The sequence below is a fragment of the Cardiobacterium sp. Marseille-Q4385 genome, assembly GCF_916618745.1.
In the GTDB taxonomy this organism is placed as follows: domain Bacteria; phylum Pseudomonadota; class Gammaproteobacteria; order Cardiobacteriales; family Cardiobacteriaceae; genus Cardiobacterium.
In genome coordinates, this window is sequence record NZ_OU745373.1 from 1,783,243 (window position 1) to 1,795,375 (window position 12,133).

The window sequence follows — 12,133 nt, forward strand, 5'->3', positions numbered from 1 at the left end:
GTCCCCCATCCTGCATACGCTCGGCAAACTCGCCTGATCGCACGGCTTTCCTGGCGCACCGCTATATAATCCCCGCTTCATCCGCAACCCATAAGGATATCCCCATGCTGCTCGCATTCACCGCCCCCGAAGCGCTTGATGTCGCCCGTGTCGGCGGTAAAGGCTTTGGCCTTGCCCGCGCCACTCAGGCCGGACTGCCCGTACCTGACGGCGTCATCCTACCGACCGACACCTACCGCGCCTGGTTTGCGCCGCATCAGGCGCACATTGCCGCCCTGCTCGCCGAAAACGGCGACGCGCAGGCACAAAGCGCCGCCATCACCGCCTACCTTGCCACCCAACCCCTGCCGGACGTGCTCACCGCGCAACTCAACGTCCTGCAAATCGCCCATCCTGAACGCTATTTTGCGGTGCGCTCCTCCGGCAGCGCTGAAGACCTGCCCGGCGCCGCCTTTGCCGGCCTGCACGACACCCTGCTCAACGTGCATGGCGTGGATGCCCTTGCTGCCGCCGTCAAACAATGCTGGCTCAGCCTGTGGAATGCCGAAGTCCTGCCCTACCGTGAGCGCCTCGGTGTGGCACATGAAAGCGCGGCAATGGCGGTTGTCATCCAGCAAATGGTCGATGTGGCGGCAGACGGTGCAGCAGGCGTTGCCTTCTCCATTGACCCCGTGCGCGGCGAAGTTGACACCGTCCTCATCAACGCCGCCTTCGGCCTCGGCGAAACCGTTGTTGCCGGCGAAGCACCGGTGGACGAATACCGCGTGGATAAAAACGGCAGCGTCAGCGGCCAGAGCATTGCCGCCAAACCGCAGGCGCTAACCCGGGCCGGTACCATCGACCTGCCACCCGCACAGCAAACCCGACCCGCCATCAAACCCGCGCAGGCGGCGCAAATCGCCGCACTGGCGCGTCAGGCTGAAGCCCATTTTGGCTTCCCACAAGACATCGAATGGGCCTACGAAGGGAGCGCGCTCTACCTCCTGCAATCGCGCCCCATCACCCGCTTCGCGCCGAGCTGGACGCGGGACGAATCCGCCGAACGCTTCCCCAACCCCGTCACCCCGCTCACTTGGGGACTCTGCGAAGCGGGCTTCCACCAATCACTTAATTACTCCTTCGCGCTGATGGGGCTGCCGCCGCTGCATGACCCGTGGTTCAGCAAAAAAGACGGCTACATCTACGGCAACCAGAACGCCGTGCGCGTCTATGCCGGACGCCTGCCGCTGGCACCGCTGCGCAACACCGCCAGCCTCAACACCTTCATCGAAAACGGCGGCCTTGCGCGCTACACCTGGATCAGCGAACTGCCGACCCGCTGGATGAACGACCTTGACCACTACCTGCTCGAACTTGGCCGCTATAACGCCATCGACTACACCGGCAAAACCCTCGCCGAAAGCTGGCGCATCCTGCAAGACATTAACGACCTCGGCACCGCCTACTTCCTGCCGAACATCGCCATCTCGCTCACGCAAACCCTGCTCTACCGCGTCCTGCGTCACGTCCTTGACCTGCTTGACCCCGCCAGAGCCCAGGACACCTTCGACCGCCTCATCAGCGTCGTTGAGACTAAAACCGGTGCCGTCAACCGCGCCATGTGGCAACTCTCACGCCGCCTGCGCGCCCACCCCGAACTCATCAATACGCGCTACCACGACGCCGAAAGCCTGAACAACGCGCTTGACGCCTACCCCGACATACGCGATGACTTTGCCCACTTCCTCGCCCAGCACGGCCACCGCGAAGTCGATTTCGACGCCTACCACCCCACCTGGCTGGAAACGCCGCAAACCGTCTTCACCCAAATCCAGATGATGGCAAGCCAGGACGACAGCGCCCGCGACGACCAATACTGGGACAAAAAAAGCGCCATGTACGCCAGCGAACGCGAACTGCTGGCGCGCGCGCCGGCCGGACTGCGCTTCTTCCTGCAAGAACTCATCCGCCTTGCGCGCACCTACACCGCACTGGATGACATCGAACACTACCAGACTACCCGCCTCACCCTGCCATTCCGCCGTGCCGCCCGTGCCATCGGCGAGCACCTTGTCCAACAAGGCGCGCTGGACGAGGCAATGGACATCTACTTCCTACCGCCTGCCGAGCTCGAACACGCCATAACAAGCGGTGATTACCACGACCTCCGCGCCACCGCTGTGCGTGAAAAAACCGCTTATCAGGACGCCTGCGCCCGCGCCCCGGTCTGGGAATACGGCACGGACAGCGCACCTGCGACAGATGGCGCGAACAGCTGGCAGGGACTGGGCGGCAGCCCCGGTAGCATCAGCGGTGAAGTCTTCATCATCACCGACCCGGCGCAATTCGCCGACTTCCCGCAGGGCGCCATCCTTGTCGCCCGTACCACCAATCCCGCCTGGACACCGCTTTTCTACCACGCCGCCGGCGTCATCACCGAAAGCGGCGGCCCACTCTCGCACGGTGCCGTGACCGCGCGCGAACTCGGCATCCCGGCGGTGATGGGCATCCGCGATGCCTGCCACCGCCTGACGAACGGCCAGCGGGTGAAAATCGATGGCAGCCTGGGACGGGTCATCATCCTGTAAAAACAGTGGCAATATTGACAATGCGGAATTGGATAAAAAAATCCTTTTCCGCAATATATTGATAAATTGCCTTTTTTACAGCCGATTATTCCAGATAAAACGGCTTTACAGCGTGAAAACCTCGCGCTATAGTAGCCCGCAAAGCATAACTGCGAAGTTTGCGTTTCCTACAAACCCCTTGACCCTAATTACATCTCGCCTTGGGGGTCAGACGCAACTGGGTGAGCAAGCTTGTTTTCAAGCAAGAAGCCCGAAAGTTTGTTAAGACCCCCACTTGAACCCTGCGGTTCAAGGGCATAAGGTTAAGCGGCTATCGCGGTTATGCTTTCTTTTTTTCTGCAATTCCCTGCAATAGAATTGGCAACGAATCGGACAATACATTTTTTTGCCAATGATCCTCTCCGGATTCCAATAAGTTTCCGCTATCTGCAAAGCGCTTCCCGCTATCAATAAAAACATTGCCAGCCTGCCGAAAATAAAAAGAGCGGCATGGGGGCTTGCCATACCCTTTCCCCATTTCCCGCCACGCGGCACACCTCTTTTTCGTGATCAATTGCTGTCGTGCATTGCTGCAACCGTTTGAAAAAATTATTTTTCTGACGAATTTTCCGTGTGGCTTTCCTGAAAGCCCCCTTATATGATATTCAGATTAAAAAGATTGGGTTTGCGCATTCACATCACTGAGGAGGTTCCTGCATATGAACAGGCAATTACAGCGGCTGGCCTGCGCGGTCGCCATCGGTATCGGCATTTTGAGCTCTGCCCCGGCACTGGCAGCGAGCAAAGAACAGCTGATTGGGCAGGCCGAATACTATTTGAGTGAATTTGAGAAAGAAGTGGCTCGCCAACGCGGCGGCGAAAAAGCGGTATGGCGCAGCAAGCAGGATGCACTCAGCCGCGTGCAGGCGCTCAAAGAGCAATACCCTGACGATGCCAAAGTGGAAGAAATGTTCCAGCGCACCAAGGCCGCGCTGATGAAAAGCAAAGGGGATTTCATCGAAATTACGCCGGAGATGACCGCCTACCTGCAAGCGGAGGACAAATTGCGACAGGAAATCGCGGCGCTGGGCAAAAAAACCTGGGATGACAAACTTGCCGAATATCGCGACAAACTGCTGGAAAAACCCTTCCCCACGCCCGATTACAAGCAGGTCGGGCTCGAAGAGCTGACGGATAAATACGTCGTGCTGGATGATATCCAGTATCCGCAAAAGCAGTTCTACGGCATCACCGGCGAATACGTGGCAACGGGCAAGCCCTCAACGGGCTACTACTTCGTCAATATCGATGGTCGGGACTGGCTGGGGCCCTATGAGGCCGTGAAGCGCTTCCGCCGCCAGGTCGATACTGGTTTGGATGAAGTAAAAAGCTGGTCGGTACTGGCGCGAATCAGCAACATCACCAGCGAGAACCCGGATCCAAGCGAGAAAAAAGTCGGCACCTTCCACTTCGGCTGGGTGGTCACGCCGGTGGCGCTGTACGTGCCTGGGCACGTCATGGCTTACGCCACACCCGACGGCGACCATACCGGGGCCTTTGTCGGCGAAGACGAGGTGGCACGCATCAAAAACAGCCAATACAGCGTGAGCAGCGTGCCGGATAACGCTACGCCCGAACAGCTGATGAACATCTTTGTGACCGCCATCAAGGAGAAAAACTACGCCCTCTATCAGGCCTGCATCTATCCCGAACGCTACAAAGAAGACATAGGCCAGGATGAACTGCGCTATCACTGGGATTTACACCAGGGGCGCTTCCACGGCGAATACGTCCACGTCACCATCGAACAGCCGGCGAAAATCAGCGTCGTCAAAGGGTTTGACGACAAGAACGATGCCGAAAACTTCTTCCTGGATGACAAGCAAAAGGCGGCGCTGAACCAGATCAGCGGTCCGAAAATCGAAGAAGCCGTGGTGGAGACCCGTGCCTGGAACCAATACGGCAAATCCGTCGGTTCACCGAAGCAGCACCGCCTGCGCCGCGAAAATGGCGGCCGTTGGTACATCTATGACTACGCCCCGCGTTTCTAAACCAAGGAGAGCAACATGAAATCACCCGTCCGCAACCCCCTGGTCGCCCTTACCCTTGCCCTGCTGGTTGCCCTGCCCGCCACCGCCCAAGACGAGCCTCTCGTGCCGCAATCCGAGGCAGAACAGCAGCTGCGGGATATGCGCCGCCAACAAAGAGCGCTGGATTTGGACGCTTGCAAACAAGCGCTTGCCTGGGAACTTGATGTCCGCAAGCCGCTGTTGAGCGACAATTGGACCGATGATCCCGTCGGCAGGCGGATGCGGGAATTCGTCAGTTACCTGTATGCGGACAGCCCTTTCCTTGAGGCGACAGAATTTAGCGGCGCCCCGGAAGGAGTCCGGCAATGCAAAGACATGCAGGCCTCGCTCCTTGCTTACAAAGCAGCCCTTCCCGCGCAAGAAATGACGGATCCGTTCTTTATCGCCTACACCAATAGCCTCGGCATCCGGCACAAAAAACTGCGGGATGCCGTGGAATGGTGCAACTCGACCGGCTTAGGCACCAGGTATATCAAGCAACTTGAGGGCTACAACAAAAAATACCTTGAATTCATGGCCATCACCGAGCGGCTGGCGGCCCACCAACCCCTGCCGGGCGTCAAAGCGAAGAGCGAAAAATACCCATGGAATGTGGAGTTTATCGATGTGCTCAAACACACCGAGCTGCTCCCATACTTCACAGAAGAATTCAACAACCAGATGCTGGATTTGAATGACAAAATCGTCGCCATCGACGGGCTTATGAACCATCAGAAAGAGATTATCGAAATTGTGCGGGAACGCTGGACAAAAACCAATGTCCGGCTGACAAACGTGGCGGAAATGATGGAGAAAAGGCGCGACTACGAATACATCGCCCCGCTGATAGCGGCAGACAAGCAGATCCTGCAACACTTCGAAGAGATGCTCAAAGAAGCCGAGGCCGTCCAGAAAGAATTTGAAGATACCGGCACACCGGCTGGCCGACTGCGCACGAGCGAAGGTTTGGCGCCTGATGCGCTGAAAGGCTTGGCGCGCGACTCCAGCAGGCCCCCCGTTTATAGCCGCCTGCTACTCCACAGCAGACACAGGCTGGAAGACGCCTGGAACAAAGCCGCTAAAAAACTGGATAGCGAACATGAGGGCGACCCGGATTGGCATCGCATGACCGTCAATTTCAAGCGATAAAGCGGACGGATGGCGGCTTGCCCGCCACATCGCTTCAAAAAAGACGGGGCGGACTCTCCGGTCCGCCCCGTTTCTTATCGTTGACAAGTCGTACGGCAAGATGACGCAGCGTCGTTACGATTTTTTAGATGTTTAACGCTATCAGCCGACCGCTGCTCAATCGCGATAAGCAAGATGGTACAAAGCGCCGACCATGACCGCGCCGCCCAGGACATTGCCGAGATAGACGGAGACCATGTTCTCCGCGAACTGCGCCCAGGTGATGTCGCCGCCACCCCAAATTGCCGCCGGGATGACAAACATATTGGCCACGACGTGCTGGAAACCGATGGCAACGAACACCATCACCGGGAACCAGCAGCCGAGAATTTTGCCGCTGAACGTGTCCGCGCCGTAGCACAGCCACAGCCCCATGCACACCAGCCAGTTGCAGCCGATACCCGATACCACCGCCTGACCGAAGCTGACGTCCGTTTTGCCGTGAGCGACGGCGACGGTTTCCGCCAGCGCCGCGCCTTCAGTCAGGCCGACATAGTGGCCGAAAAACCAGGCGACGAAGAAGGCGCCCAGGACGTTGGTCGCGGTGACGATGAGCCAGTTGCGTGCCCACTGTCGCAGTTTGATGCGCTTTTGCAGCCAGGCGACGGGCAGCGCCATCATGTTGCCGGTGATGAGTTCGCCGCCGCCGAGGAGGATGCAGACGAGGCCGACGGGGAAAACGGCAGCACCGAGCAATTTGCCGAGGCCGGCGAGTTCGTGCGGCATGGCGGCAACGATGCGGATATAGGCGAGATAGCCCACGGAAATAAAGGCGCCGCCGAGAAAGCCGAGGACGGCAAGACGGTCACAGCGGTTTTCGGCTTTCGCTGTGCCCTTGTCGGCGCTGTACGCAAGGATTTGTTTGGGTTCGAGGCTGGCGCCGGCCATGAGAATCTCCTTTATCGGTTGAAAATGAATGAAAAAATGGTTTTCCATCTGGAAAGCGCCGCCTATTTTACAAGAGCGCCTGGCCGGGAAGCCGCAAGCGATAAAAAGATGGGGGAGCATCCCCTTTGTGCACGGCAGCTTTCGTCAAGCGGCGTCAATGCTGGGCTCGTCAAGCGGCGTCAATACTGGATCCGCCACGATGCGGGCAGCAAAAAGGGCGGGAAAACCCGCCCTGTCGTTGTCGTTATGGTCTGACCGCCATCACTTCAATTTCGACTCCCGCATCTTTCGGCAGGCGGGCGACTTCCACGCAGGAGCGCGCCGGGAAGGCGCCACCGCCAAATTCGGTGAAAAAGGCTTCATAGACGCTGTTCACGTCGGCGAAGTGGTTGAGATCTTTCACGAAGACGGTGGTTTTCACGATGTTGCTCACCTGCAAACCGGCCTGCTCAATGATGGCTTTGATGTTATCCAGCGATTGGCGGGTTTGCGCCTTGATGTCGGCGGGCATTTCGCCGGTTGCCGGGTTGACGGGGATTTGTCCTGAGGTGATGACGAGGTTGCCCAAATCCATCGCTTGCACGTAGGGGCCGATAGCGGCGGGGGCTTTGTCGGTGTGAATGACTTTGTACATGAGTGAACTCCGAATGTTGGAAGGTAAGGCATGGCAGGGGAATTGCCGCGCGGCATGGTAGCACGCGTGAAATCAGGAGGCTTCGTCCGTCATTTTGTACGAAGTCAAAGCCCTTCCGTGCGGAAGGGCTTGATGCGGTGGCGTCGCAATCAGTAGCAGACGTTGTTGGTGCTGCCCATGCGGATGAAGATCGGCTGGGAAATGCCGCTGAGCGGGATGTCCGGCAGGGGTTGCATATGTTGCAGGTCGTATCTGCCAAGCAGCGGTTTGTATTGCCGCCCGTAGATGACGGTTTTGCTATCGCCGCTGATCCACATATCGAGCACGTCTTCGTCGTAGCCGAAATCGAGCTGGGTGCGTTGGCTGAGGTCGGCGAAGGGGTGGATGCTGAGGTGGCGGTCGCCGCCGACGACAAGGTAGCGGTCCAGCCAGCCGGTGCGGAAGACGCGTGGGCGGTAGCCGAGGTCGAGGCGCTGCGGTTCGTCACTCTTGTCAGGTTCGTAGATGAGCAGGCGCCCGCTGGTATCGCCGAAGATGACGTGGCGCATGCCGTTGTCGATAAAGGGCTCCAGCAGCGGTTCGTTTAGTTTGCGCGATTTGTACATCGGCCCGGTTTTGATGATTTTGCCGCTGTCGGCGAAGTAGATGATGCCTTCGTCGGCGTAGTAGGTGTTAAAGGCAATGAGGCGGTCTTCAAAGCTTGGCGCGCCACGCCCCAGGCCACGTGTTTCGCCGATGTCGATGGTTTGCCAGCCCGCCTCCGGGTTTAGGAAGCTGTATTGGTAAATCAGCGGGGTGTTTTCTTGCAGCACCCAAAAGGTCTGGCTATACACGCTGAAGATGGTCGAGAAACGGGTGTAGAGGTTCTGGAAGGTTTTTTCCGGCAAGCTCACTTCGCCGCTGCGGTAATCGACCATGCCGACGCGGTCTTCGAAAACGACGGCGAGTTTGCTGCTTTCCGGCACGAAGATCATGCGCATGGCGCGGCTGGGGATGGGGATTTCCCGCATCTCGCGGTTTTCAAGGTCGTAGAGGACGATGGCGTAGCGACGGCGGTCGCTGACGGCAAGGTAGGGTTTGTCGGTGCTGGACGAGAGAACGCGGATGGCGACCGGCATACGGATTTTGTCGATTTGCCGCCCTTCTTCGAGGTCAACAACAAGGATTTGCGCCACGCCTTCGTCGGCGGCGAAGACGTAGCGGGTCGGGTCATAGAGACTTTCCGGCGTGGCAGCGGGCGTTTCAGGCGCATCTTGCGCCCAGAGTGGGCGGGTAAGCAGCGCCGCACCGCCGAGGACGAGGTGACGGCGCTTCATGGCGTATCTCCTGCCTGCTTGGCGAGGCACTGTGCATAGGCGAGAAGTGCATCACCGTCATGCAGGGCGCCGGTGGATTTAGCGACCATTTTGCCGTCCACATACCAGGCGGAGAGCGGCAGGCCGACGCCGCCGAGTTTTTTCAGGAGGCCGCTGTCACCGCTATTGTCGCGCGGCAGTTTGTGGATTTTCAGGTCGGCGAAGAGATTGTCGATTTGCGCGGCATCATCGCCGAGGTTGAGGGTGATGATGTCAAACGGCGCGTCTTCACGTTGCGCGAGCTGGTCGAGCAGCGGCAGTTCCGCGCGGCAGGGCGCGCACCACAGTGCCCAGACGTTAAGCAGCGCCACTTTGTGCTTGCCGTCGTGTTTGACCAGTTCGTTGAGCGGGGTCGCGGCGGAGGCAGGCAGGAAGCCTTCCGGCGGGATGCATTCCGCCTTGGGCGGCTCCGGCGGGTTAATGGGCAGGATAACTGCCGGCCCTGCTAGCGCCGCCGTGGCGGCGAGCAGCAGGGCGGCAAGGGCGTGACGGGTTTTCATGCCTTGTCTCCCCGGTCTTTGGCGATGGCTTTTTCAATGTCGCGCGCGAGTTTGTCTGCACCGCTTTGGTAGTCGAAGACGTCGATCATTTCGCGCTTCGGCGAGAGCAGGTAAATCATGGTGCTGTGATAGACGGTATAGCCTTCGGGCAGGTCGGGCGGGGTCACTTTTTTGCCTTGGTGGCGGTAGCCGAAGGTGGCGTTGAAGCGCTTGGCGGTCGCCTCGATGGTTGGCATATCGCCGGTGAGGCCGATGATGCGCGGGCTGAAATAATTGGTGTACTGGTTGAGCACTTTTGAATTGTCGCGCAGCGGGTCAATGCTGATGAACACGGGCTGGATGACGTCCGGCTCTTTCACCTTCTTCAGCATTTCGCCGAATTCGTAAAGGGTCGTCGGGCAGACGTCCGGGCAGGAAGTGAAGCCGAAGGCGACCAGCAGGTATTTGTCGGCGAAGGGGGCATCGGCATCTGTCACGGGTTTGTCTTCCGGGCCGGTCAGGGCGAAGTGGTAGGTATCGCCGATGACGGGCGGCGCGGTCGGCACAGCGGTACCGGTCGGCACCGCATCGGCAGTGGGGGCAGCGGCAGGAGCGGTAGTTTCCGAGGCGGCGGCAGGGGCAACCTGTTCCGCCAGTGCGACAGGGGTAGTGAGGGCGGTGAAGAGGGTAGCGGCAAGGAGGGAACGAAGCGGGTGGGTCATGGCTGTCTCCGGTTGAAAAACTGCCTGCATTATAGCGGGATGGGCGCACACTTTGCCGCCTGCGCGGGCAATCCTGCTGCTTTGTCATGCTGCGGTGAAAGCACGCGGTTAACCCGGCGGATGAACGTGAAATGGAACGAATCCTAACCAAGCGTAAAGAACGCCCCGGCGCGAATCCGCTAAGATGCGCCGCCTCAATCCCCACCCGCTAAGGAGACAACCATGAGAAAAACTCTGCTCACGACGCTTGCTGCCGCCCTCGCTGCCAGCGCCGCTTTCGCCGAAGTGCCACTGAAAGCGCTGAAAGACCTGCCAAAAGACGCCTATATCCCTGCCGACGTGACCTTCATCGAAGGCGCGGATGACGAAACCGGCGGCGTCGATTTCACCGTACAAAGCAGTGGCAAACTCGCCGACATCGCCGCCGATATTCAGGCCAAGGCACAGGAACGCGGCTGGACCGAAGCAGCGAATGAAGTCGGCGAAGACAGCGCCAAATTCGAATACAAGAAAATGAACGGCGACGAGCTAGAATACAGCGTCAATTACGTTCTCTTGCCGGAAGGCGGCAAGACGCAGATTGAAGTCGTCTTTCTGGATGAACGGAAATAACCGCTCACGAGCAAAGCCCCACCTGTCGGGGCTTTTTTATATCAACGGCAAACCCGCTGCCATGCCCTTCCTGCCCATCCTGCTCGCCTTCTTCATCGCCATCGCATCCGTCAATGCCAAGGAAGTCCAGCCATCCCCTGCCGATGTCGCACGTCATCAGGCAGAACTGGCGCTGGCCGCCGGTCGCACTGCTGAGGCGCGTTACTGGTATCAGGAGGCGATTGGCTACAACGATGAGTCTGCCAGCATCGGCGGCGACCCCGCCCTCGTGTATAACCTCGCCGTCCTCAACTACGGCGATGGCGTGACCCGTAACCTGCACGAATTGCTAGACTACGCCGCCGCAAGCGGCATCAGCGCTGCCGACGTCCTGCTGGGCGATTTGTACGAGAGCGGACGCAGCGGCTTTCCGCATGACCCCAGCCGTGCCCGCGAGCATTGGCAGCGCGCTGCCGCCGTTGGCGACAATCGCGCCCGTCTACGCCTCGCTGTTGATGACCCCGCTATGCTGGATGCTGCTGCCGCTGCGGGCGATCCCACTGCCTTATGGCTGCTCGCCTCGCAGGAAGAACAGACAGGCGACGCTGCCCGTGCGCTGGCGGATTACCGTCGGGCGGCAGCAAACGGCAGTACCGCCGCGATGACCCGCCTCGGCCTGCACTACCTCAGTCTCAGCCGGCCGCACACTTTTGCTGCGCGGTACTGGCTGGAAAAAGCTGCTGCGCGCGGCGATAGCATTGCGGAAAACTATCTGCGCTACCTCTATCTGCAACAATCGTCTGACAGCCCCGCCGCACGCACCACCGCCCGCTGGCTCGCCCGCCTCGCCGTTGCACAGGCAAAGACGGATGACGACCCCACCCCGCCACGCGCAAACCTGATTAGACATTGCGAGATCTGGGGCGGCCCAAGCTGCATCAAAACCGGCGACTGGTACTACCGGCAGGGGCGTTACGCCGCTGTCCGCTACTACTGGGAAAAATCCGTCAAGGCTGACTACGACGATACCGTCCGGATGCTGCTTGGCAGCATGGATTACGACGCTGGCAACCATGCCGCCGCCTACCGCCATTGGGACAATGCTATCCGCCACCGGATGGCAAATGAATATCTTGCCCGCGCGTGGACGGCATGGCCCTGCTACCCCTACAACGTCCCCGCCCACGATAAAGTGCGCCGCGAATGGTGCCGCCTCGCCGAGCCACTTCTGGATGACGGCACCCGCCCCCGCTATTGGAAAGCTTGCGAAGAGTCGCCCATGGCATCGCGCCTATACATCTCACTCCCTCCGATACCGGCAGGATGCCGGGAATGGGTCCTCCCCAATTCCCACAAATAGGCACTGGTTGCCCGCCAAGCGGCGTAAATCCGGGCTTAGCGGGCAAGCGCCATAATCCCGGCATCACTTCCAGCGCGGATAACGACCATGCCCCACATCACCCTGCCCCTCGACGACGCCACGCAGCAACTGCTCGAACAGGCTGCGCACGCCAGCGGGCAAAGCCCCGCCTGCCGGGGCTTTTTAATGCACAGCCCTTCGTATTCGTACACGACAAAAAGCCTCGCAACGACGCCGCTCGGCGAGCCCAGTATTTATACCGCCTGACGGGCCCAGTAACGACGCCGCTTGGCAGATTTTT

Annotated in this window: 12 protein-coding genes and 1 other RNA gene; 8 read left to right on the top strand and 5 right to left on the bottom strand. The window is 59.4% G+C overall.

Translation table 11 applies throughout. The annotated features are described in order from the left end of the window. Positions 1-104: 104 nt before the first annotated feature. The 4 genes from LG374_RS08650 to LG374_RS08665 all read left to right on the top strand — a co-directional run bounded on the left by LG374_RS08650 (position 105) and on the right by LG374_RS08665 (position 5,764). The gene (locus LG374_RS08650; RefSeq protein WP_225757317.1) at positions 105-2,567 is read left to right on the top strand and encodes a PEP/pyruvate-binding domain-containing protein; all 2,463 of its coding nucleotides are present in this window, start codon (positions 105-107) and stop codon (positions 2,565-2,567) included. Between the two features lie 143 nt (positions 2,568-2,710). After that, positions 2,711-2,893, top strand: a non-coding RNA gene (gene ssrS, locus LG374_RS08655) — 6S RNA. Between the two features lie 372 nt (positions 2,894-3,265). Then, complete coding sequence (locus tag LG374_RS08660) at positions 3,266-4,597, top strand: hypothetical protein (RefSeq protein ID WP_225757318.1); 1,332 nt, start codon at positions 3,266-3,268, stop codon at positions 4,595-4,597. Between the two features lie 102 nt (positions 4,598-4,699). After that, positions 4,700-5,764: a hypothetical protein gene (locus LG374_RS08665; RefSeq protein WP_225757319.1), complete on the top strand. Its 1,065-nt coding sequence runs from the start codon at positions 4,700-4,702 to the stop codon at positions 5,762-5,764. Positions 5,765-5,920: 156 nt separating this feature from the next. Here LG374_RS08665 and LG374_RS08670 read toward each other — a convergent pair whose 3' ends face one another. Next, positions 5,921-6,691: a formate/nitrite transporter family protein gene (locus LG374_RS08670; protein WP_225757320.1), complete on the bottom strand. Its 771-nt coding sequence runs from the start codon at positions 6,689-6,691 to the stop codon at positions 5,921-5,923. A gap of 24 nt (positions 6,692-6,715) precedes the next feature. On the opposite strand from LG374_RS08670, the gene LG374_RS08675 reads away from it, so the two are divergent. Then, complete coding sequence (locus LG374_RS08675) at positions 6,716-6,946, top strand: hypothetical protein (protein WP_225757321.1); 231 nt, start codon at positions 6,716-6,718, stop codon at positions 6,944-6,946. Here the strand turns inward: LG374_RS08675 and LG374_RS08680 are convergent. The 4 genes from LG374_RS08680 to LG374_RS08695 form a co-directional block, all read right to left on the bottom strand. After that, positions 6,936-7,325, bottom strand: coding sequence for a RidA family protein (locus LG374_RS08680; RefSeq protein WP_225757322.1), 390 nt, complete (start codon positions 7,323-7,325; stop codon positions 6,936-6,938). The genes LG374_RS08675 and LG374_RS08680 overlap by 11 nt on opposite strands. Before the next feature lie 149 nt (positions 7,326-7,474). After that, positions 7,475-8,641, bottom strand: a complete 1,167-nt coding sequence (locus LG374_RS08685) for a YncE family protein (RefSeq protein ID WP_225757323.1) — start codon at positions 8,639-8,641, stop codon at positions 7,475-7,477. Further along, complete coding sequence (locus LG374_RS08690) at positions 8,638-9,180, bottom strand: TlpA disulfide reductase family protein (RefSeq protein WP_225757324.1); 543 nt, start codon at positions 9,178-9,180, stop codon at positions 8,638-8,640. Before LG374_RS08690 ends, LG374_RS08685 begins: the two co-directional genes overlap by 4 nt. Further along, on the bottom strand, positions 9,177-9,881 hold the full coding sequence (locus LG374_RS08695) for an SCO family protein (protein WP_225757325.1): 705 nt from the start codon (positions 9,879-9,881) through the stop codon (positions 9,177-9,179). The genes LG374_RS08690 and LG374_RS08695 overlap by 4 nt, the downstream gene beginning before the upstream one ends. Positions 9,882-10,103: 222 nt before the next feature. Here LG374_RS08695 and LG374_RS08700 point away from each other — a divergent pair, with 222 nt between their 5' ends. The 3 genes from LG374_RS08700 to LG374_RS08710 all read left to right on the top strand — a co-directional run bounded on the left by LG374_RS08700 (position 10,104) and on the right by LG374_RS08710 (position 12,099). Continuing rightward, positions 10,104-10,493, top strand: a complete 390-nt coding sequence (locus tag LG374_RS08700) for a hypothetical protein (protein ID WP_225757326.1) — start codon at positions 10,104-10,106, stop codon at positions 10,491-10,493. A gap of 61 nt (positions 10,494-10,554) precedes the next feature. Continuing rightward, a complete protein-coding gene (locus LG374_RS08705) occupies positions 10,555-11,832 on the top strand; it encodes a tetratricopeptide repeat protein (RefSeq protein WP_225757327.1) in 1,278 nt (425 codons plus the stop codon). Between the two features lie 87 nt (positions 11,833-11,919). Then, positions 11,920-12,099, top strand: coding sequence for a hypothetical protein (locus LG374_RS08710; RefSeq protein WP_225757328.1), 180 nt, complete (start codon positions 11,920-11,922; stop codon positions 12,097-12,099). Positions 12,100-12,133: the final 34 nt, after the last annotated feature.